The sequence below is a fragment of the Stenotrophomonas cyclobalanopsidis genome, from assembly GCF_008710035.1.
Taxonomy (GTDB): domain Bacteria; phylum Pseudomonadota; class Gammaproteobacteria; order Xanthomonadales; family Xanthomonadaceae; genus Stenotrophomonas; species Stenotrophomonas cyclobalanopsidis.
Genome location: NZ_VYKI01000029.1, coordinates 1 through 21,102 on the forward strand (window position 1 = coordinate 1; position 21,102 = coordinate 21,102).

At 66.6% G+C, this 21,102-nt stretch carries 17 protein-coding genes; 9 read left to right on the forward strand and 8 right to left on the reverse strand.

All coding sequences use genetic code 11. The features are described 5' to 3' along the window. Positions 1–243: 243 nt before the first annotated feature. The 8 genes from acnB to FJU31_RS16555 form a co-directional block, all read right to left on the reverse strand. Positions 244–2,835, reverse strand: coding sequence for a bifunctional aconitate hydratase 2/2-methylisocitrate dehydratase (acnB, locus tag FJU31_RS16520; RefSeq protein WP_150455703.1), 2,592 nt, complete (start codon positions 2,833–2,835; stop codon positions 244–246). Positions 2,836–2,876: 41 nt separating this feature from the next. Further along, positions 2,877–3,275: a type II toxin-antitoxin system VapC family toxin gene (locus FJU31_RS16525; RefSeq protein ID WP_150455704.1), complete on the reverse strand. Its 399-nt coding sequence runs from the start codon at positions 3,273–3,275 to the stop codon at positions 2,877–2,879. A 6-nt stretch (positions 3,276–3,281) separates the two neighbouring features. Further along, positions 3,282–3,506 carry an AbrB/MazE/SpoVT family DNA-binding domain-containing protein gene (locus FJU31_RS16530; protein ID WP_150455705.1) on the reverse strand — a complete coding sequence of 75 codons (225 nt, stop codon included), beginning with the start codon at positions 3,504–3,506 and terminating at the stop codon, positions 3,282–3,284. A gap of 65 nt (positions 3,507–3,571) precedes the next feature. Beyond that, entirely contained in the window at positions 3,572–4,996 is a 1,425-nt protein-coding gene (locus FJU31_RS16535) for an OprO/OprP family phosphate-selective porin (protein ID WP_150455706.1), read from the reverse strand. 134 nt (positions 4,997–5,130) lie between these two features. After that, entirely contained in the window at positions 5,131–5,907 is a 777-nt protein-coding gene (locus FJU31_RS16540) for an ABC transporter permease (protein ID WP_150455707.1), read from the reverse strand. Continuing rightward, positions 5,891–6,724: an ABC transporter ATP-binding protein gene (locus tag FJU31_RS16545; RefSeq protein WP_150455708.1), complete on the reverse strand. Its 834-nt coding sequence runs from the start codon at positions 6,722–6,724 to the stop codon at positions 5,891–5,893. Before FJU31_RS16545 ends, FJU31_RS16540 begins: the two co-directional genes overlap by 17 nt. A 14-nt stretch (positions 6,725–6,738) precedes the next feature. Further along, a complete protein-coding gene (locus FJU31_RS16550) occupies positions 6,739–7,800 on the reverse strand; it encodes an ABC transporter substrate-binding protein (protein WP_150455709.1) in 1,062 nt (353 codons plus the stop codon). Between the two features lie 76 nt (positions 7,801–7,876). After that, positions 7,877–8,998, reverse strand: coding sequence for a 4-oxalomesaconate tautomerase (locus tag FJU31_RS16555; protein WP_150455710.1), 1,122 nt, complete (start codon positions 8,996–8,998; stop codon positions 7,877–7,879). A 109-nt stretch (positions 8,999–9,107) separates the two neighbouring features. Here FJU31_RS16555 and FJU31_RS16560 point away from each other — a divergent pair, with 109 nt between their 5' ends. The 9 genes from FJU31_RS16560 to rpfF all read left to right on the forward strand — a co-directional run bounded on the left by FJU31_RS16560 (position 9,108) and on the right by rpfF (position 21,102). Continuing rightward, positions 9,108–10,010, forward strand: a complete 903-nt coding sequence (locus FJU31_RS16560) for a LysR family transcriptional regulator (protein WP_049455867.1) — start codon at positions 9,108–9,110, stop codon at positions 10,008–10,010. Positions 10,011–10,181: 171 nt separating this feature from the next. Further along, positions 10,182–12,935 (forward strand): aconitate hydratase AcnA, encoded by a 2,754-nt coding sequence (acnA, locus tag FJU31_RS16565; RefSeq protein WP_150455711.1) that lies wholly within the window; start codon positions 10,182–10,184, stop codon positions 12,933–12,935. Positions 12,936–13,101: 166 nt separating this feature from the next. After that, complete coding sequence (locus tag FJU31_RS16570) at positions 13,102–13,476, forward strand: type II toxin-antitoxin system Phd/YefM family antitoxin (protein WP_116863625.1); 375 nt, start codon at positions 13,102–13,104, stop codon at positions 13,474–13,476. Then, positions 13,476–14,108: an ATPase gene (locus FJU31_RS16575; RefSeq protein ID WP_150455712.1), complete on the forward strand. Its 633-nt coding sequence runs from the start codon at positions 13,476–13,478 to the stop codon at positions 14,106–14,108. Before FJU31_RS16570 ends, FJU31_RS16575 begins: the two co-directional genes overlap by 1 nt. A 146-nt stretch (positions 14,109–14,254) precedes the next feature. Next, complete coding sequence (betI, locus tag FJU31_RS16580) at positions 14,255–14,845, forward strand: transcriptional regulator BetI (protein WP_150455713.1); 591 nt, start codon at positions 14,255–14,257, stop codon at positions 14,843–14,845. A 42-nt stretch (positions 14,846–14,887) separates the two neighbouring features. Next, positions 14,888–16,360, forward strand: coding sequence for a betaine-aldehyde dehydrogenase (gene betB / locus FJU31_RS16585; RefSeq protein ID WP_150455714.1), 1,473 nt, complete (start codon positions 14,888–14,890; stop codon positions 16,358–16,360). Between the two features lie 101 nt (positions 16,361–16,461). Next, positions 16,462–18,144 carry a choline dehydrogenase gene (betA, locus tag FJU31_RS16590; RefSeq protein WP_150455715.1) on the forward strand — a complete coding sequence of 561 codons (1,683 nt, stop codon included), beginning with the start codon at positions 16,462–16,464 and terminating at the stop codon, positions 18,142–18,144. Positions 18,145–18,356: 212 nt separating this feature from the next. Next, on the forward strand, positions 18,357–20,033 hold the full coding sequence (locus tag FJU31_RS16595) for a long-chain fatty acid--CoA ligase (protein ID WP_150455716.1): 1,677 nt from the start codon (positions 18,357–18,359) through the stop codon (positions 20,031–20,033). 199 nt (positions 20,034–20,232) lie between these two features. Continuing rightward, on the forward strand, positions 20,233–21,102 hold the full coding sequence (gene rpfF / locus FJU31_RS16600) for a diffusible signal factor synthase RpfF (RefSeq protein WP_150455717.1): 870 nt from the start codon (positions 20,233–20,235) through the stop codon (positions 21,100–21,102).

A 21,102-nucleotide genomic window follows, 5' to 3' on the forward strand; every position in this document is an offset into this window, starting at 1 on the left:
TGCGGGATGGGGATCGCTCGGCTCGTCTGTCGGCGCTATCCGCAGATCCATGCTTGTCGGTCCCTCCACCCTGGCTCCTACATACCTCGTAGGAGCCGGGAGGAACATACAAGCCCATGCTCGGCTGGGCAGTCGCGAACAGCAGCCGAGCATCGGCTCGGCTCTACAGCCGGCAGCCGCACACAAAAAACCCCCGGCTTGCACCGGGGGCTCTTCGTTTACCGCATCAACCAGTCAGCAGGATCAGGCAGCGACCGTCTTGGCCACGTCCTGGTATTCCTCGATCTGGTCGAAGTTCATGTAGCGGTAGATCTCCGCACCGCTCTGGGCGATCACGCCCACATCGGCCATGTACTCTTCCTTGGTCGGGATGCGGCCCAGACGCGAGCAGATCGCGGCCAGCTCGGCCGAACCCAGGTACACGTTGGTGTTGCGGCCCAGACGGTTGGGGAAGTTGCGGGTCGATGTCGACATCGCGGTGGAGCCTTCGCGGATCTGCGCCTGGTTGCCCATGCACAGCGAGCAGCCCGGCATTTCCATGCGTGCGCCGGTGGCGCCGAAGGTGCCGTACACGCCTTCCTTGGTCAGCTCCGAAGCGTCCATCTTGGTCGGCGGGGCCACCCACAGGCGGGTCGGCAGGTCGCGCTTGCCTTCCAGCAGCTTCGCAGCGGCACGGAAGTGACCGATGTTGGTCATGCACGAACCGATGAACACTTCGTCGATCTTGGCGCCAGCGACTTCAGACAGGGTCTTCACATCGTCCGGGTCGTTCGGGCACGCCACGATCGGCTCGTGGATGTCGGCCAGGTCGATCTCGATGACGGCAGCGTATTCGGCGTCGGCATCCGGCTCCAGCAGCTCCGGGTTGGCCAGCCACGCTTCCATCTTCTCGATACGGCGCTGCAGCGAACGCGGATCCTGGTAACCCTCGGCAATCATCCACTTCAGCAGGGTGATGTTGCTGGTCAGGTACTCGATGATCGGTTCCTTGTTCAGGCGCACCGAGCAACCGGCCGCCGAACGCTCGGCCGAGGCGTCGGACAGCTCGAACGCCTGTTCGACCTTCAGCTCCGGCAGGCCTTCGATTTCCAGGATGCGGCCGGAGAAGATGTTCTTCTTGCCGGCCTTGGCCACGGTCAGCAGGCCCGACTTGATGGCGTACAGCGGGATCGCGTTGACCAGGTCACGCAGGGTCACGCCCGGCTGCATCTGGCCCTTGAAGCGCACCAGCACCGATTCGGGCATGTCCAGCGGCATGACGCCAGTGGCCGCAGCGAAGGCAACCAGGCCCGAACCGGCCGGGAACGAAATGCCCACGGGGAAACGGGTGTGCGAGTCACCACCGGTACCGACGGTATCCGGCAGCAGCATGCGGTTGAGCCAGCTGTGGATCACGCCGTCGCCCGGACGCAGCGAAACGCCGCCACGGGTGGAGATGAACTCCGGCAGGGTGTGGTGGGTCTTGACGTCCACCGGCTTCGGGTACGCAGCGGTGTGGCAGAACGACTGCATCACCAGGTCGGCCGAGAAGCCCAGGCAGGCCAGGTCCTTCAGCTCGTCACGGGTCATCGGGCCGGTGGTGTCCTGCGAGCCGACCGAGGTCATCTTCGGTTCGCAGTAGGTGCCCGGACGCATGCCCTGGCCTTCCGGCAGGCCACAGGCGCGGCCGACCATCTTCTGCGCCAGCGAGAAGCCCTTGCCGTTGTCGGCCGGCTGCACCGGCAGGCGGAACATGTCGGTCGGGGCCAGGCCCAGCGCTTCACGCGCCTTGCCGGTCAGGCCGCGGCCGATGATCAGCGGAATGCGGCCACCGGCGCGCACTTCGTCGAACAGCACTTCGCTCTTCACTTCGAACTCGGCAATCACTTCGCCGTTCTTCAGTGCCTTGCCGTCGTACGGACGCAGCTCGACCACGTCGCCGTGCTCCATCTGCGAAACGTCCAGCTCGATCGGCAGGGCGCCGGCATCTTCCATGGTGTTGTAGAAGATCGGGGCGATCTTGCCGCCCAGGCAGACGCCGCCGGCGCGCTTGTTCGGGATGAACGGAATGTCATCGCCGGTCCACCACAGCACGCTGTTGGTGGCCGACTTGCGCGAGGAACCGGTGCCGACCACGTCGCCGACGTAGGCGACCAGGTGGCCCTTGTCCTTCAGCGACAGGATCTGCTGGATCGGACCGCGCTTGCCGTCTTCTTCCGGGGTGAACGCCGCGTCGTCGCGCTTGTTCTTCAGCATCGCCAGGGCATGCATCGGAATGTCAGGGCGGGTAGTCGCGTCCGGGGCCGGCGACAGGTCGTCGGTATTGGTTTCGCCCGGCACCTTGAACACGGTGACGGTCAGGCTCTGCGGCACTTCCGGGTTGCTGGTGAACCATTCGGCATCGGCCCAGCTCTGCAGCACGGACTGGGCGTTGGCGTTGCCCGCCTTGGCCTTTTCCTGCACGTCATGGAAGGCATCGAAGACCAGCAGCGTCTTCTTCAGGCCGTCAGCGGCGATGGTGCCGATGGTCGCATCGTCCAGCAGCTGCACCAGCGGTGCGACGTTATAACCGCCGAGCATGGTGCCCAGCAGTTCGGTGGCGCGCTCGCGGCTGATCAGCGGGTTCTGCTCGCTGCCCAGGGCGATGGCCGCCAGGTACGAGGCTTTGACTTTGGCAGCATCGTCGACGCCGGCCGGCACGCGGTGGGTCAGCAGGTCGAGCAGGAACTCGGCCTCGCCCTGCGGCGGGTTCTTCAGCAGTTCGATGACATCGGCCGTCTGCTGCGCGCTCAGCGGCAGCGGCGGGATGCCAAGCGCAGCGCGCTCGGCGACGTGGTGGCGGTAGGCTTCCAACATGACAACTCCCGGGTAATGCGTAGATTGAAAAAAAGATGGGCTCAGGCTTGCGGCACGATCAGCTTCAGGCCCTTGAAGTAGTCGCGGTAAAACGTGTCGTTCCAGGTGATCAGGCCATCGCACTGAAGCAGTGCGTGGGCGCCGACCATGAATTCGTCCAGGCTGCGCCGGCTGCCGCCGCGCTGGCGGTGGCGGCGGTGCATCTCGCCGGCGCGCAGGGCCGACTTGGCCTCCAGCGCGTTGAAGTGCACGCCCATTTCTTCCAGTGCTTCCAGCACCTCGGCGCCGCCGCGCAGCGAGGCGCAGACTTCGGCCAGGGTTGCGCCGCAGACCACCACGCGGCCGCCGACCAGGCTCTGCCGCAGGATGGCTTCCACCGCATCGGCCTGTGGGCCGTTGCTGAGCAGTTCGACCAGGACCGGGGAATCGACGGCGATCATCACGGCTTATTCCTCATCGCGCACCGAGCGCACGGCCGCTTCGGCCGAATCGAAGCCATCGAGCGCGAACTTGCCGCGCGCCCGCGAAATGGCATCGTCAACACTCTTGCGCAGGATGATCCGGCTGCCGTCCAGCTCGACCTTCAGCTGGGTGCCCTTGGTCAGGCCCAGCGCGTCACGCACTGCCTTGGGCAGGGTGATCTGTCCGCGCTCTGCAACGGTGGCTTCCATGGGTAGGCCCTCTTCGGTATGCACGAATTATACATACCGAAGGGGCCATACCGCCAGCCGCGTACTTAGAACGCGACCTGCAGGCGGGTATTGAAGGTGGTGCCCTCGTCCCTGCCCTGCCCACTGCCGGTGCGGTTGTAGGTCTGCCAGCGGATCGCCTCGAACATCACCCGGCTGTAGTCGTTCAGGTACCAGTTCGTTCCCAGCGTCCAGGCGTGGCCGGTGCCGCCGGTGGGCAGCTCGGCGTAGTCCACGTCCTCATACCGCGCTTTCAGCTCCCAGGCACCGGCGCCGCCGTCGGTCACCGGGTCGGCCACCTTTACCTTGCCCCAGGTGCCCGCCTTGCCGGAGTAAGCCGGAACCGCGCCTGCCAGGAACCAGCCGGCCGAAACCGCCCAAGCCTGGTGGTCCAGGTCGTAGCGGCCGCTGGCGTCGATCCCGCGCAGGTTGCGCGTGCCCCACTCGCCGGTGGCCCATGCCGGGCCGAAGAACCCGGCCGCTTCCAGGCCATAGGCCGTGCTGCGCTCGGCCCCCACCAGGGTGCCCGGGGCGATCTTCACCAGATCGTTGAAGTGCCCGGCGATGGCCGAGCTGCGCAGCACGCCGCTGGCACCGGCGGCGATCTCCTCGTGGAACGCCCAGGCCCCCAGGTGCACGGTGGCGGCCTTGCTGGCCACCGGATTCCAGTGCACGCGCGTGGCCCAGGTCTGGCTGTCGTTGTCGTTGCCGGCGTTGTTCAGGTCGTTGCCCGCCACCGACAGGCTGGCGTGCCAACCCTTGCCGTACACGCGCTCGGTCAGGCCCACGCCGAACAGCCCACGCTGCGGCAGCATCAGCGTACCCACGACGTTGCGGTCCGGGAACGGCGTGTTGGAGGTGCTGCTGGAGCCGTCGATGCCACGGTCGTTCAGCCGGTTGCCCACGGTCAGGTCGGCCGGCAGGCCGAACAGGGTGTGGTCCACGGTCGCATAGACCGATTTCCAGGCGACCGCGTTGTCGGCGAAGTCACCCTCCACCGCCCAGCCCAGGATGCCGTAGCGGCCCTCGGCGCCCAGGCGCACCGAGCGGATCTCGGTGCCGGAAATGTTGCGGTCGGCCACCGACGAACCGTCGGTACTGGAGCCATCGACGAACAGGCGGCCGCGCGGGCGGAAGGCGACCTTGCCATCGGCGCTGCTGAAATCGGGCGCCCCCTTCGCCCAGGACACCTTCGGTGCCTTGGACTGGCTCGACTCCAGCGCGGCCACCCGCGTTTCCAGCGCAGGTGCCGGTGCCGCAGTCGGGGCAGCGGCGGCCCCGTGCCCGCCTTCAACCGCACGCAGGCGGGCTTCAAGCTGCTGGATCTGCAGTGCCTGCTGCTGCACCAGCGCCGACAGTTCGGCCTGGCTCAACGGGGCCGGGGCGGACTGTGCCCCGGCATGGCCGCTGGCCAACAGCAGGCCGAGCGCGACCGACAGCGCTGCGCGGGGCAGCACGGTGTGCGTGTTCATGGATTCTCTCTCCGGCCAGCCGGCCCCCTGGCCTGGCGCTGGCCTGTTGCGGTGGTGCGGGGGAAGATCGGGGGAGGCAGCGCGCGCCGCCGGATCAGCCCGGCGGCACGGCATGCGGGCTCAGCGCAGCGTGGTCAGCTGGTGGCCTGTGCCTGGGCGTTGGGACGCCAGGTGATCAGCTTGTTCTCGACCACGTCGAGCAGGGCATCGATGACCAGCACGAAGGCGGCCAGGATGATGATGCCGGCAAACACACCCACGGCATTGAAGTTGCCTTCGGCCTGCGCGATCAGGTAGCCCAGGCCTGCCGAAGCGCCCAGATACTCGCCGATGATGGCGCCGACCACGGCGAAGCCGACCGAGGTACGCAGCGAAGACAGGATCCAGCTGGCAGCCGCGGGGAAGTAGACGTGGCGCAGCAGGTCGCTGCGGCCCGCACCGAGGATGCGCGCATTGGCCAGCACCACCGGGTTCACTTCGCGCACGCCCTGCATGGCGTTGAAGAACGTGGTGAAGAACACCAGGGTCACCGCCAGGGCCACCTTCGACCACAGGCCCAGGCCCAGCCAAAGCACGAAGATCGGTGCCAGCACGACGCGCGGGATTGCATTGAAGCCCTTGATGAAGGGATCCAGGATGCGCGCCGAGCGGCGGCTGAGGCCGAGCCAGACACCGCCGGCCACGCCCAGGCCGGTACCGATCAGGTAGCCCAGCGCGGTCTCGGTCAGGGTGATGTAGACGTGCTGGTAGAACGAGGTATCCGACAACCAGTTCCACGCCTGCTGGGCGATGGCCGTGGGCGCGGGGAAGAAGAACGGGTCGATCCAGCCCAGCGCGATGCCGCCTTCCCAGCCACCGAACACGGCGATGACCAGTGCGATCTGGATGAAACGGTCAGTCTTGGCGTGCATAGCTCTTCTCCACTTCGCCGCGCAGGCAGGCCCAGATGTCGCGGTACAGGTCGGTGAAACGTTCGTCCAGCTTGATTTCGGCGACATTGCGCGGCCGTTCCAGATCCACGTCGAAGCTGCGCACGACGCGGCTGGCCGGACCGGAGGACAGCACCACCACGCGGTCACCCAGGGCGATGGCTTCTTCCAGATCGTGGGTGATCAGGATCACCGAGCGGCGATCCTCCTGCCAAAGGCGCAGCAGCTCGTTCTGCATCAGGTGGCGGGTGTGGATGTCCAGCGCCGAGAACGGCTCGTCCATCAGGATCACCTTCGGCTCGACGATCAGCGCTTGCGCCATCTGCACGCGCTTGCGCTGGCCACCGGACAGCTGGTGCGGGTAACGGTGCTCGAAGCCGGTCAGGCCGACCTTGGCCAGCCACGCATTGGCCTTGGCCTTGCGCTCTGCCTCGGGCACGCCACGGAAGCGCAGGCCGAGTTCGACGTTCTGGTACGCAGTCTTCCACGGCAGCAGTGCGTCCTGCTGGAACAGGTAGCCGACCGACTCCTGCACGCCGCTGACCGTGCGGCCGTCGATGGCCACGTCACCGGACGAGGGCTTCAGCAGCCCCGCCACGGAATTGAGGATGGTGCTCTTGCCGCAGCCGGTGGGACCGACGATGGCGAGGAACTCGCCGTCGCCCACCTGGATATCGACATCACGCACGGCGGTGAACTCGCCGAAGGACATGGTCACCTTGTTGATGGCGACCATGGTCTGTGCAGGCTCCAGCTGCGGCGCGCCATTGAGCTGGCGCACGGTGGCATTGAGGGCCATGGGGTTACCTCCGCTTAACGTTGGGCAGCCGGCGCCGCAGCGTGGGCACGCTCGACGAAGGCATTGGTGTAGGTCCTGGACAGGTCGATGTCAGCGTTGGCGACATCCTTGTTGAACTCGCGCAGCACCTTCAGCGGCGTCTCCAGATCGGCCGCAGTGAAGTGACCGTCGGTGGTGAAGATCGCGCGGGCGTTCTCCACGGCACGCGCATAGGTGGCGCGGTCGCCGGAGACGTAGCTGTCCGGCAGTGCGGCGACGATGTCCTCGGCACTGTTGTCGGCGATGAACTTCAGGGCCATCTGCTCGGCACGGGCGATCTTCTCGGCCGCTTCCGGGCGCTGCTCCAGGAAGCTGCGGTTGGCGTACATCACCGAGGTCGGGTACAGGCCACCGTAGACCTGGCGTGCGCCCTCGTCACTGCGTGCATCGATGATGATCTTCCCGACCTTGCGCTCGGTGATCAGGGTGGCGGCGGGGTCGTAGTTCACCAGCAGGTCGATCTTGCCCTGCTCCAGTGCAGCCACCGCTGCCGCTCCCGAACCGACGCCGATCAGCGAGATGCTGTCCACCGGAATGTCATGCTGGGCCAGGAAGTGGCGGACGAAGAAGTCGGACGAGGAGCCCGGCGCGGTGATGCCGACCTTCTGGCCCTTGATCGTGTCCGGGCGGGCCGGGTCGAAGGTCGCGTCATCGCGGCCGGCCATCACCAGGCCGGAGTTGCGCGACAGCAGTACGAAGCCCACCACGTCCTTGCGCTTGGCCTGCATCTGGATGGTGTGGTCATAGAAGCCCACGGCCACGTCGGTGGAGTTGGCCACCAGCGCCTGCAGCACCTTCGAACCGCCCTGGGCGAAGTTCTCGGTCTTCACCTCCAGGCCGACGTCCTTGAAGTAGCCCTTGGAATCGGCAATGAAGAACGGCAGGTTGTTGAGGTTGTAGGACCCCACGCTGATCCGCACCGGCGTGGTGTCTGCGCTGCCGGCGGCCGTGCCCTGCGCATCGGCCCCATTCCTGCTGCACCCGGCCATGGCCAGGCCAGCCGCGCACAGCGCGGCCATGAACATCTGCTTGTACATCATCCCTCCCAGGAGTGAAGCATCTACGTTGTGGTGGCCGGCCACGCGCTGCTGCGCGGGCCCGACCGGTTTCAGGTCATGCCGCTGAAGTCCATTGGCGGGCTTGGGTGGAACAGGTCTCGGTGGTTGCGGGCGAGGTCGCGAACACGCGGCCTTCGAACAGGCGGCGGGCGGTACGGACCACGCTGGCAACCACCGGCGCATCGTCCGAGCTTCGGCTCAGGCCCACGTCCAGGGCCCCGCTCGGATGTTCGAGGGTAATGCTGCCGGGCAGGCCCAGGCATCCGACAAAAGTGTTGGCCAGCGTGCCGGGGGTGACGGCCGCCGTCGCCAGGCCAACGCCGCCGGTGATCGCCAGCGCGGTGTGGCATTGATGGGGCATGAAATATCGCACCTGCAGGTGGCCGCCGTGCTGCGGTGCAGAAAGCAGCACCGGCTTGGGGATGACCTTGTTGCCGGCGTCGGCGATGCCCATACGGGCGCCAGCTTCGATGCGCAGCGCTTCAAGACGGGCGAGGAAGCCCGCATCCGCATTCAGTTCGCCCGGCGAGGCATCGCCGCGCACGCCCATGTCCTCGGCGCGCACCAGCATCATCGGCATCGCACAGTCGACCAGGCTCACCGCCACGCCGTCGATCGTTTCCTGCGCATGCCCGCTGGGGAGCAGCTTGCCGGTACGGGCGCCGGCGGCATCCAGGAAGGACAGCCGCACCGGCGAGGCCGAGCCCGGCGCACCGGCGATCCGCGTATCACCGCGGTAGACCACCTCACCGCCCGGCGTTTCCACCGTGGCCACGATCAGCTTGCCGGTATTGACGTTGAATATCCGTACCCGGGTCTGCGGGTCCTGCGCCTGCACCAGCCCACGCTCGATGGCATAGGGCCCGACAGCGGCCAGCATGTTGCCGCAGTTCGGCGAGGTGTCGACCACCTGCTGCTCCACCCTCACCTGGGCGAACAGATAGTCCACGTCCGCGTCGGCGCGGCTGGACCGGTCGATGATCGCCACCTTGCTGGTCAGGGCGTTGCCCCCACCGATGCCGTCGATCTGCAGCGGGTGGCCCGAACCCATGACTTCCAGCAGCAGGCGGTCGCGCTGGGCGCTGTCCGCCGGCAGATCGGATGCCAGGAAGAAGGGACCCTTGGAGGTGCCGCCGCGCATGAGCACGCAGGGAATGCTGAGCAGATCGTTGGACATACGTGTGCTAGATTGATGCGTATAGGGGATGAATACCCCCTCTGTGATTCGATACTGGCATGACCAAGATTGATCTGTGAATTGCTGATTTTTGGATGATTGATACCCCATGAGCATCAATTGCGAGATTCTGGACCTTCGCGCCTTCCTCCTCGTTGCCGAGACACGCAGCTTCCACCGTGCCGCTGAAAGCCTGCATGTGTCGCAGCCGGCACTCAGCCGCCGCATCCAGAAGCTGGAACAGGCCGTCGGCTCACCGCTGCTGGAGCGCACCACGCGCAGCGTCAGCACCACCGCCGTCGGCGAGAACCTGCTGCCACTGGTGCGGCGCATGCTGGAGGAATTCGACGGCTCGCTGTTCTCATTGCGCGGCCGCGAGGACACCCGTGGCGCCACGGTGACCATCGCCTGCCTGCCGACGGCCGCGTTCTACTTCCTGCCAAGCGTGATGGCGCGCTTCCACGAAGCGCATCCCAACGTGCGGTTCCGCATCCTGGATATTCCGGCCACCGAGGGCCTGCAGGCGGTGGAACGTGGCGAAGTGGAATTCGGCATCAACTTCATGGGGGCCAACGACCCCAACCTGGATTTCGACGTGCTGGCCGAAGACCCTTTCGTGCTCGCCTGCCGCCGCGACCATCCGCTGGCCCGCAAACGCAAGGTCGAATGGGCGGACCTGGCCCAGCACCAGCTGATCACCGTGCACCGCACCAGTGGCAACCGCACCCTGCTCGATGGCGCACTGGCGCGCGAGAACCTGAAACTGAGCTGGCACTACGAGGTCACCCACCTGTCCACGTCACTGGGCATGGTCGAAGCGGGCATCGGCGTGTCGGTGCTGCCGAAGATGGCCACCCCCGATGGCGACCACCCGATCCTGGTGACCCGCCCGATCGGCAACCCGGTCGTCTCACGCACCATCGGCATCGTGCGTCGCCGCGGCGCCCTGCTCTCGCCCACCGCCGAGCGCTTCCTGCAGATGCTGATGAGCCAGTGGCGCGGCAAGCCGTGACATCGGCACTACATACAGCCCTGTAACCTTGCGTCCTGCGCCAAGGGCGTCCCGGCCCCTCCCCGCTCGGCCATACTGACGGGGATCCGGCGGCCGCGACGCCACCGTCAAATGCAAGCAGGCCTGCCACGGCGGGCCAGAGCAAGCCATCCGCAAGAGGAGTCATCCCGCATGAGCGATTCGTTCTCCACCCGCAGCCAGCTGGACGTCCGCGGCAAGACCTACGACTACTTCAGCCTTCCCACGCTCGGCAAGCGCTTCGACATCTCCCACCTGCCCTACTCGATGAAGATCCTGCTGGAGAACCTGCTCCGGCACGAGGACGGCGGCGCCACCGTCGGCCCCGACCACATCGAAGCGGTGGCGCGTTGGCAGCCCAGCGCCGAGCCGGATACCGAAATCGCCTTCATGCCCGCGCGCGTGGTCCTGCAGGATTTCACCGGCGTGCCCTGCGTGGTCGACCTGGCCGCCATGCGCGATGCGGTGGTCAAGCTGGGCGGCAAGCCCGAGCAGATCAACCCGCAGATCCCCTCCGAACTGGTCATCGACCACTCGGTGCAGGTCGATGTGTTCGGCAAGCCCGACGCACTGGACCTCAACGGCAAGATCGAATTCCAGCGCAACCAGGAACGCTACGGCTTCCTGCGCTGGGGCCAGAAGGCCTTCGACAACTTCAAGGTGGTGCCGCCCAACACCGGCATCGTCCATCAGGTGAACCTGGAAAACCTGGCCCGCGTGGTGATGACCGCCGACAAGGATGGCCGCGCCGTGGCCTACCCCGATACCGTGTTCGGTACCGACAGCCACACCACGATGATCAACGGCATCGGCGTGCTTGGCTGGGGCGTGGGTGGTATCGAGGCCGAGGCGGCCATGCTCGGCCAGCCCTCCTCGATGCTGATTCCGCAGGTGGTCGGCTTCAAGCTGACCGGCAAGCTGCCCGAGGGCGCCACCGCCACCGACCTGGTGCTGACCGTCACCCAGATGCTGCGCAAGCTCGGCGTGGTCGGCAAGTTCGTCGAGTTCTACGGCGACGGCCTGCAGCACCTGCCGCTGGCCGACCGCGCCACGATCGGCAACATGGCGCCCGAATACGGCGCCACCTGCGGCATTTTCCCGATCGATCACGAATCGCTGAACTACCTGCGCCTGTCCGGCCGCAGCGACGAGCAGATCAACCTGGTCGAGGCCTACGCCAAGGCCCAGGGCCTGTGGCACGAACCGGGCAGCGCGCCGGCCCAGTACAGCAGCACGCTGGAACTGGACATGGGAACCGTGAAGCCCTCGCTGGCCGGTCCCAAGCGCCCGCAGGACCGCGTGCTGCTGGAAGACGTGCAGAAGAACTACCGCGAATCGCTGGTTGGCCTGACCGCCAACCGCGACCGCAAGGACCCGGCCATCGCCAACTTCACCAACGAAGGTGGCGGCACGGCAGTCGGCAACGAGCAACTGGCCAAGGGCCAGGCCGACATCGAGATCGAAGGCCGCAAGCTGCGCCTGAAGGATGGCGCGGTGGTCATCGCCGCCATCACCTCCTGCACCAATACCTCCAACCCGGCGGTGATGATCGGCGCCGGCCTGCTGGCCCGCAATGCCGCGGCCAAGGGCCTGAACCGCCAGCCGTGGGTCAAGACCTCGCTCGGCCCAGGCTCGCGCGTGGTCACCGATTACCTGGAAAAAGCCGGCGTGCTGAAGGAGCTGGAGAAGATCGGCTTCTACGTGGTCGGCTACGGCTGCACCACCTGCATCGGCAATTCCGGCCCGCTGCCGGCCGAAGTCAGTGCCGGCATCGCCACGGGCGACCTGGTGGTCACCTCGGTACTGTCGGGCAACCGCAACTTCGAGGGCCGCGTGCACCCCGAAGTGAAGATGAACTACCTGGCCAGCCCGCCGCTGGTGGTGGCTTATGCCATCGCCGGCACCACCGACATCGACCTGACCACCCAGCCGCTGGGCACCGGCAGCGATGGCCAGCCGGTGTTCCTGCGCGACATCTGGCCGAGCAACAAGGAAATCGGCGACGTCATCGCCGCGACCATCGGCCCGGAGATGTTCAAGCAGAACTACGCCGACGTGTTCAAGGGCGATACCCGCTGGAACACCATCGCCTCGCCGGACGGCAACCTGTACGAGTGGAGCGACGCCTCCACCTACATCAAGAACCCGCCGTACTTCGATGGCATGACCATGCAGACCGGCAGCATCGACGACGTGCACGGCGCACGCGTGATGGGACTGTTCGGCGATTCGATCACTACCGACCACATCTCCCCGGCCGGCAACATCAAGAAGGATTCGCCGGCGGGCCGGTTCCTGCAGGAACGCGGCGTGCAGCCGGCCGACTTCAACAGCTACGGCAGCCGCCGCGGCAACGATGACGTCATGGTCCGCGGCACCTTCGCCAACATCCGCATCAAGAACCTGATGTTCGGTGGCGAGGAAGGCGGCAACACCCTGTACTACCCGGCCAACGGTGGCCAGCCGGAAAAGCTGGCGATCTACGACGCCGCCATGAAGTACAAGGCCGACAACGTGCCGCTGGTGGTCCTGGCCGGCAAGGAATACGGCACCGGCTCGTCGCGCGACTGGGCGGCCAAGGGCACTCTGCTGCTGGGCGTGAAGGCAGTCGTGGCCGAGAGCTTCGAGCGCATCCACCGCTCCAACCTGGTCGGCATGGGCGTGCTGCCGCTGCAGTTCCGCAACGGTGAGAACGCGCAGTCACTGGGCCTGGACGGCTCGGAGACGATCGACATCACCGGCCTGGAAGACGGCGCCAGCAAGCGCGCCACGGTGACCGCGACCAAGGCCGACGGCACGAAGAAGACCTTCGAGGTGTCGGTGATGCTGCTGACCCCGAAGGAAGTCGAGTACTTCCGCCACGGCGGCCTGCTGCAGTACGTGCTGCGCCAGCTGGCCAGCAAATAAGCTGGTAGCGCCGGGCCATGCCCGGCGGCGGTTGACGTGGACAACGGCCGGATCGACGTTGATCCGGCCGTTTACGCAATTTATCCTGTTTTCATATTTTTCCCGATTCATGCAATTCGCACGAAACAGGCGTAAGGTGGGCCCATAGCCCCGCTGGAGCCCCGCCATGCTTCACCTCCCCGTCCGCTTCGACCCGATCAACGAGTTGACCCACACCACCGCCTCGTCGGTCAAGGAGCACTGGCGCAAGGTCATGCAGGAGGTCCGCGACCAGCGCATGGTGGTGGTCACCAACCACAACGAGCCGCAGGCGGTCATCGTCTCCATCGAGCAGTACCGCGCCCTGCAGGCACGGGTGGAGGCACTGGAATCCTCGCTGGAGGAACTGCGCGGGCAGGCCCCGGGCCTGGCCGAACTGCGTGCCGGCTTCGACCAGCGCTTGGCCGTGCTGCAGCAGGCCCAGGCCGGTGACACCGCGCGCGCCCTGCTGCGCCGCCCGGCCCGCCTGAAGGGTCAGGTCAAGGCCGGCACGGGGCACTGATGTCGCGACCGTTCCTGTATGTCCTTGCCGGCGTCAATGGCGCCGGCAAGAGTTCGGTGGGCGGCCACGTACTGCGCGAGGCCGGGCTGGACTGGTTCAACCCGGATACCTTCGCCCGTGGCCTGCGTGAACTGTCGGGCCTGTCGCAGGCCGAGGCCAACGGCCAGGCCTGGCAGGAAGGCGTCAACCGCATCCGCGATGCCCTGGACCAGGGCCGCAACCACGCTTTCGAGACCACGCTGGGCGGCAATTCCATCGCCGCCCTGCTGCATGAAGCCAGCCACAGCCACGACGTCCTGATGTGGTTCTGCGGTCTGTCCAGCCCCGAGCAGCACATCGCACGCGTGCAGGCGCGGGTGCGCAGCGGCGGCCATCCGATCAACGAAGCCGACATCCGCCGGCGCTGGCCGCTGGCCCAGCAGAACCTGGTGCGGCTGATGCCGGTCCTGGCCCAGCTGCAGGTCTACGACAACAGCGCCGACGCCGCCCCCGGCGAGGCCGTGCCCGATCCGCAGCTGCTGCTGCAGATGGAAGGCGGCCAGGTGCTGTACCCCGAGCCCGACGACCTCGCCCAGCTGGCGGCCACGCCCGCCTGGGCCGCCCCGCTGCTGGAAGCCGCCCTCCGTCTATAAACCCGGGGTCGGATCCCTTTCCGCAGGAAAGGGCTCTGACCCCGAATCCCCACTCACACACCGCCTTCACTTTTTGTTGATTGAACGTTCAATCAACAAACGCGATACTGTCCACCTCGGGCCAACGCCCATGCCCCAGGTGAGCCGTGCCGAAGAAAGGCATCGAACTGATCCGCCGCGAGCAGCTGATCCAGGCCACCTTCCAGGTGATCCACGATATCGGCCTGGCCGACGCCACCGTGGCCACCATCGCCCGCCAGGCCGGCCTGTCCACCGGCATCGTCGCCCACTACTTCGGCGACAAGGCCGGCCTGCTCAACGCCGCGATGCGGCAGATCCTCAACGAGCTGAAAGACGCCTTCGCCCAGTACCGCACCAAAGCCGATGCAGACCCGCGGGCCCAGCTGCGCGCGCTGGTCGATGGCAACTTCGACCAGACCCAGACCAGCGGCCCGGCCATGCGTGTCTGGCTGACCTTCTGGGCGGCGAGCATGCACCAGCCGGAACTGGCCCGCCTGCAGCGCATCAACGACCAGCGGCTGTATTCCAACCTGGCCCATCAGTTCCACCGTGCGCTGCCCGCCGGACGCGCTCGCGACGCCGCCCGTGGCCTGGCCGCGATGATCGACGGCCTCTGGCTGCGCGGCAGCCTGGTCGGTGGTCCGTTCGACACCGGCGCCGCCCGCACGCTGGCCTACGCCTACATCGACTTCCAGCTGCAGCCCGAGGGCGTATAAGCAGCTTCAAGCCCTTCCCCCTTTGTCTCCAGGAGTGCCCCCATGACCGCCCTGCCCGTCCAACAGCTCTACATCCACGGCCGACGCGTCGACGCCACCAGCGGCAAGACCTTCCAGTCCATCAACCCGGCCAATGGCCAGGTCCTGGCCGAGGTGCAGATCGCCAGCCAGGCCGACGTCGAGCGCGCGGTGCAGAGCGCAGCCGAAGGCCAGAAGGTGTGGGCGGCAATGACCGCGATGGAACGCTCGCGCATCCTGCGCCGCGCCGTCGATATCCTGCGCGAGCGCAACGATGAGCTGGCCCGGCTGGAAACCCTGGACACCGGCAAGGCCCTGTCTGAAACCACCACCGTGGATATCGTCACCGGCGCCGACGTGCTGGAGTACTACGCCGGCCTGGCCACCGCTATCGAGGGCACCCAGCTGCCGCTGCGTGAGTCGAGCTTCTTCTATACCCGCCGCGAACCGCTGGGCGTGGTCGCTGGCATCGGTGCCTGGAACTACCCGATCCAGATCGCGCTGTGGAAGTCGGCACCCGCGCTGGCCGCCGGCAACGCCATGGTGTTCAAGCCCTCGGAAGTAACCCCGCTGACCGCGTTGAAGCTGGCCGAGATCTACAGCGAAGCCGGTGTGCCGGACGGCGTGTTCAACGTCGTGCAGGGTCCGGGCGGCGAGATCGGCAACTGGCTCACCGAACACCCGGTGATCGAGAAGATTTCCTTCACCGGCGGCGTGGCCACTGGCAAGAAGGTCATGGCCGCCGCCGCGTCGTCATCACTGAAGGAAGTGACCATGGAGCTGGGCGGCAAGTCGCCGCTGGTCATCTGCGATGACGCCGATCTGGACCGCGCCGCCGACATCGCGGTGATGGCCAACTTCTTCAGCTCCGGCCAGGTCTGCACCAACGGCACCCGCGTGTTCGTGCCGCGCAGCATGCTGGCCGCGTTCGAGGCCGCGGTGATCGAGCGGGTCAAGCGCATCCGCATCGGCGATCCGCAGGCCGCCGAGACCAACTTCGGCCCGATGGTCAGCTTCCCGCACATGCAGAACGTGCTGCGCCACATAGACAGCGGCAAGGCCGAAGGCGCACGCCTGCTGACCGGCGGTGGCCGTGCGGAGGAAGGCGCGCTGGCCGATGGCGCCTACGTGCTGCCCACCGTGTTCTCCGACTGCCGCGATGACATGACCATCGTCCGCGAGGAGATCTTCGGGCCGGTCATGAGCATCCTCGCCTACGACGACGAGGACGAAGCCGTGCGCCGCGCCAACGACACCACCTTCGGCCTGGCCGCCGGCGTGGTGAGCCGTGACATCAGCCGCGCCCACCGCATCATCCACCGCCTCGAAGCCGGTATCTGCTGGATCAACACCTGGGGCGAATCGCCTGCGGAAATGCCGGTCGGTGGCTACAAGCAGTCCGGCGTCGGCCGCGAGAACGGCCTGTCCACGCTGGGCCACTACACCCGCATCAAGTCGGTGCAGGTCGAACTGGGTGACTACGCCAGCGTGTTCTGATCAGCGTGCCCTGAGCCAGCCGCCCGGCGCGAACGCCGGATCGACATTCTGCCGGGAGAGTTGCGCAACGCGCGCGCATTCCGGCCCGCAGGAGAACCATCATGAGCACCCCCAACGAGTACGACTACATCATCATCGGCGCCGGTTCGGCCGGCAACGTACTGGCCACCCGCCTCACCGAGGATGCCGACGTCAGCGTGCTGCTGCTGGAAGCCGGTGGCCCGGACTACCGCCTCGACTTCCGCACCCAGATGCCGGCGGCACTGGCCTACCCGCTGCAGGGCAAGCGCTACAACTGGGCGTACAAGACCGACCCGGAGCCCTTCATGAACAACCGGCGCATGGATTGCGGCCGCGGCAAGGGCCTGGGCGGCTCGTCGCTGATCAACGGCATGTGCTACATCCGCGGCAACGCCATGGACTACGACAACTGGGCCGGCATGCCGGGCCTGGAAGACTGGACCTACCTGGATTGCCTGCCGTACTTCCGCAAGGCCGAAACCCGCGACATCGGCGCCAACGATTACCACGGCGGCGACGGCCCGCTGCGCGTGACCACGCCCAAGGCCGGCAACAACGAACTGTTCGCCGCCATGGTCGAAGCCGGCGTGCAGGCCGGCTACCCGCGCACCGATGACCTCAACGGCTACCAGCAGGAAGGCTTCGGCCCGATGGACCGCACGGTCACGCCGAAGGGCCGCCGCTCCAGCACCGCCCGCGGCTACCTGGACCTGGCCAGGCCGCGCCCGAACCTGACCATCGTCACTCACGCCCTTACCGACCGCATCCTGTTCTCGGGCAAGCGCGCGGTGGGCGTGCAGTGGCTGCACAACGACCAGCCGCGGCGCGCCACCGCCCGCCGCGAAGTGCTGCTGTGCGGCGGCGCCATTGCCTCGCCGCAGATCCTGCAGCGCTCCGGCGTCGGCCCGGCCGAACTGCTGCGCAGCCTGGACATCGATCTGGTGCACCACCTGCCCGGCGTCGGCGCCAACCTGCAGGATCACCTGGAGATGTACCTGCAGTACGAATGCAAGAAGCCGGTATCGCTGGCCCCGGCGTTGAAACTGCACAACCAGCCGGCCATCGGCGCCGAATGGCTGTTCCTGGGCACCGGCATCGGCGCCAGCAACCAGTTCGAGGCCGGCGGCTTCATCCGCAGCGACGAGGCCTTCGACTGGCCGAACCTGCAGTACCACTTCCTGCCGGTGGCCATCAATTACAACGGCTCCAACCCGATCAAGGCGCACAGCTTCCAGATGCACGTCGGCTCGATGCGCTCGCCCAGCCGTGGCCGCGTCCAGGTCGTCTCCAAGGATCCGCGCGTGCACCCCAGCATCCTGTTCAACTACATGTCGCACGAGCAGGACTGGCGCGAGTTCCGCGCGGCCATCCGCATCACGCGCGAGATCTTCGCGCAGCCGGCGCTGGCACCGTACAGCGGCCGCGAGATCTCGCCCGGCCGCGAGCTGCAGACCGATGCGCAGATCGATGGCTTCGTGCGCGAACACGCCGAAACCGCTTACCACCCCTCGTGCACCAACAAGATGGGCCACGCCGATGACCCGATGGCGGTGGTCGATGGCCAGGGCCGCGTGCACGGGCTGGACGGCCTGCGCATTGTCGACGCCTCGATCATGCCGCAGGTGGTCACGGGCAACCTCAACGCGCCGACCATCATGATCGCCGAGAAGCTGGCCGACGTGATCCGCGGCCGCACCCCGCTGGCTCGCAGCACCGCGCCGTACTACAAGGCCAACGGTGCCCCGGCGCGCAGCCGCGGCTGACGCATAAAACCCGCCGGGCACGGCCCGGCGCTACCGGTTTCCGCACCCTGATCGGTAGCGCCGGGCCATGCCCGGCGGCACCTGACGCATTTGACCAATCCGCGCCGCAAGGCCCCCTTCGCGTTTCCCCTACGGAACGGTATGCTGCTGCGAGCGGTTCTGGCGGATACTGTCCGCGCCGCACCCATCAAAACGATTCCTGGAGGGGGAATATGAGTCTGGATCGTCCCTGGCTGCAGAGCTATCCGAAAGGCGTTCCCGCCGACATCGACATCAATGAGTTCCATTCGGTAGCTTCGGTCTTCGACGCTTCCGTCGCGAAATTCCGCGACCGGCCCGCCTACTCCAGTTTCGGCAAGGTCCTCACCTACGGCGAAACCGACGCACTGGTCGAGCAGTTCGCCGCCTACCTGCTGGGTGAGCTCAAGCTCAAGAAGGGTGACCGCGTCGCCCTGATGATGCCCAACTGCCTGCAGTACCCGATCGCCACCTTCGGCGTGCTGCGCGCCGGCCTGACCGTGGTCAACGTCAACCCGCTGTACACCGCGCGCGAGCTGAAGCACCAGCTGGTCGATGCCGGCGTCAGCGCGCTGGTGGTGGTCGACAACTTCGGCGACACCGTCCAGCAGGTCATCGCCGACACCCCGGTCAAGCACGTCATCACCACCGGCCTGGGCGACCTGCTCGGCCTGAAGGGCACGATCGTCAATTTCGTGCTCAAGTACGTCAAGAAGATGGTGCCCAACTACCATCTGAAGGGCGCGGTGCGCTTCCGCCAGGCGCTCAAGCTCGGCAGCCGCCACACCCTGCCCAAGGTCGAGATCGACCACGACGACGTCGCCTTCCTGCAGTACACCGGCGGCACCACCGGCGTGGCCAAGGGCGCGATGCTGACCAACCGCAACCTGATCGCCAACATGCAGCAGGCCTCGGCCTGGATCGGCGCATCGGGCATCGAGCCGGGCAAGGAGTGGATCATCACCGCCCTGCCGCTGTACCACATCTTCGCGTTGACCGCGAACGGTCTGGTCTTCATGAAGTTCGGTGGCTGCAACCACCTGATCACCAACCCGCGCGACATGAAGGGTTTCGTCAAGGAGCTCAAGTCGGTGCGCTTCACCGCCATCACCGGCGTCAACACCCTGTTCAACGGCCTGCTCAACACGCCCGGCTTCGACACCGTCGATTTCTCCTCGCTGAAGGTCACCCTGGGCGGTGGCATGGCCGTGCAGCGTGCGGTGGCCGAGCGCTGGAAGAAGGTGACCGGGGTGACCCTGGTCGAGGCCTACGGCCTGACCGAGACCTCGCCGGCGGCCTGCATCAACCCGCTGGACCTGAAGGAATACAACGGCGCCATCGGCCTGCCGATCCCGTCCACCGATGCCTGCATCAAGGACGACAACGGCAACACCCTGGCCATGGGCGAAGTGGGCGAGCTGTGCATCCGCGGCCCGCAGGTGATGAAGGGCTACTGGCAGCGCCCTGATGAAACCGCCACCGCCATCGATGCCGACCAGTGGCTGCACACGGGCGACATGGCGAAGATGGATGAGCAGGGTTTCTTCTACATCGTCGACCGCAAGAAGGACATGATCCTGGTGTCCGGCTTCAACGTGTACCCTAACGAAGTCGAGGACGTCATCGCGATGATGCCGGGCGTGCTGGAAGTGGCCGCTGTCGGCGTGCCGGACGAGAAGTCCGGTGAAGTGGTGAAGGTGGTCATCGTGAAGAAGGACCCGAACCTGACCGCGGAAATGGTCAAGGAACATGCGCGGGCCAACCTCACCGGTTACAAGCACCCCAGAATCGTAGAATTCCGAAAAGAGCTGCCGAAGACCAACGTGGGCAAGATCCTGCGTCGTGAACTTCGCGATACGCCCGCCCCGTAAGGGTTCTCGGACAGAGGTGAAGAACAGGCCCGGGTCGGCGACGACCCGGGTCTTCTGTTTGCGCGGGGGCGGGTTTCCCGCCGCTTGCGGGCGGTTCACAGGGAGTGCATAGAATCACTCGCCGCCGCACGTTCAGCTTGCCCCCTCACTATTCTCCGTCCGCTCTGCGGTCGGCCGGACGGTCATACGGAGAACACCCATGTCTGCAGTCCATCCCTTCATCGCCCGTCCCTCGCGCCACCCCACCCTGCGCGTGAGCGAGGAGCCGGAACGAAACGTCTACTGGATCCACATGCACGCGCACCTTGCCGAACAGCCGGGTCGCCCCTGCTTCGCCTCGCGCCTGGTGAACGATATCGTCGACTACCAGCGTGACCTGGGCGAACGACTCTCGGCGTCGCATGTCCTGTCGCCGCATGTGGTACTGGCGTCGGACAGCGATGTCTTCAACCTGGGCGGCGACCTGGAGCTGTTCTGCCGCCTGATCCGCGAAGGCGACCGTGCCCGCCTGCTCGACTACGCGCAGCGCTGCGTGCGGGGCGTGCACGCCTTCCACGCCGGGCTGGGCGCACGCGCCCACAGCATTGCCCTGGTGCAGGGCAACGCCCTGGGCGGCGGCTTCGAAGCTGCGCTGAGCTGCCACACCATCGTGGCCGAGGAAGGGGTGCTGATGGGCCTGCCAGAGGTGCTGTTCGACCTGTTCCCCGGCATGGGAGCCTACTCGTTCCTGTGCCAGCGCATCAGCCCGCGCCTGGCTGAGAAGATCATGCTGGAGGGCAACCTCTACACGGCCAGCGAACTGAAGCAGATGGGCCTGGTCGACGTGGTGGTGCCGGTCGGCGAAGGCGTTGCGGCCGTGGAACAGGTCATCAAGGACAGCAAGCGCATCCCGCATGCCTGGGCCGCCATGCGCCAGGTCAACGAGATCGCCACCCAGGTGCCCCTGCACGAAATGATGCGGATCACCGAAATCTGGGTGGACACCGCCATGCAGCTCGGCGAGAAGTCCCTGCGCACGATGGATCGACTGGTGCGGGCGCAGGCACGCCGCAATGGGGATGGGGCCTGA

Bases quoted from the DNA above. Each gene is read 5' to 3' on its own strand.
- FJU31_RS16570 (WP_116863625.1), top strand. From the start codon at position 13,102: ATGCTTCACCTCCCCGTCCGCTTCGACCCGATCAACGAGTTGACCCAC.
- FJU31_RS16540 (WP_150455707.1), bottom strand. From the start codon at position 5,907: ATGCACGCCAAGACTGACCGTTTCATCCAGATCGCACTGGTCATCGCC.
- FJU31_RS16595 (WP_150455716.1), top strand. From the start codon at position 18,357: ATGAGTCTGGATCGTCCCTGGCTGCAGAGCTATCCGAAAGGCGTTCCC.
- FJU31_RS16560 (WP_049455867.1), top strand. From the start codon at position 9,108: ATGAGCATCAATTGCGAGATTCTGGACCTTCGCGCCTTCCTCCTCGTT.
- acnB (WP_150455703.1), bottom strand. From the start codon at position 2,835: ATGTTGGAAGCCTACCGCCACCACGTCGCCGAGCGCGCTGCGCTTGGC.
- FJU31_RS16550 (WP_150455709.1), bottom strand. From the start codon at position 7,800: ATGTACAAGCAGATGTTCATGGCCGCGCTGTGCGCGGCTGGCCTGGCC.
- FJU31_RS16575 (WP_150455712.1), top strand. From the start codon at position 13,476: ATGTCGCGACCGTTCCTGTATGTCCTTGCCGGCGTCAATGGCGCCGGC.
- FJU31_RS16555 (WP_150455710.1), bottom strand. From the start codon at position 8,998: ATGTCCAACGATCTGCTCAGCATTCCCTGCGTGCTCATGCGCGGCGGC.
- FJU31_RS16545 (WP_150455708.1), bottom strand. From the start codon at position 6,724: ATGGCCCTCAATGCCACCGTGCGCCAGCTCAATGGCGCGCCGCAGCTG.
- FJU31_RS16535 (WP_150455706.1), bottom strand. From the start codon at position 4,996: ATGAACACGCACACCGTGCTGCCCCGCGCAGCGCTGTCGGTCGCGCTC.
- rpfF (WP_150455717.1), top strand. From the start codon at position 20,233: ATGTCTGCAGTCCATCCCTTCATCGCCCGTCCCTCGCGCCACCCCACC.
- betA (WP_150455715.1), top strand. From the start codon at position 16,462: ATGAGCACCCCCAACGAGTACGACTACATCATCATCGGCGCCGGTTCG.
- acnA (WP_150455711.1), top strand. From the start codon at position 10,182: ATGAGCGATTCGTTCTCCACCCGCAGCCAGCTGGACGTCCGCGGCAAG.
- FJU31_RS16530 (WP_150455705.1), bottom strand. From the start codon at position 3,506: ATGGAAGCCACCGTTGCAGAGCGCGGACAGATCACCCTGCCCAAGGCA.
- betB (WP_150455714.1), top strand. From the start codon at position 14,888: ATGACCGCCCTGCCCGTCCAACAGCTCTACATCCACGGCCGACGCGTC.
- FJU31_RS16525 (WP_150455704.1), bottom strand. From the start codon at position 3,275: ATGATCGCCGTCGATTCCCCGGTCCTGGTCGAACTGCTCAGCAACGGC.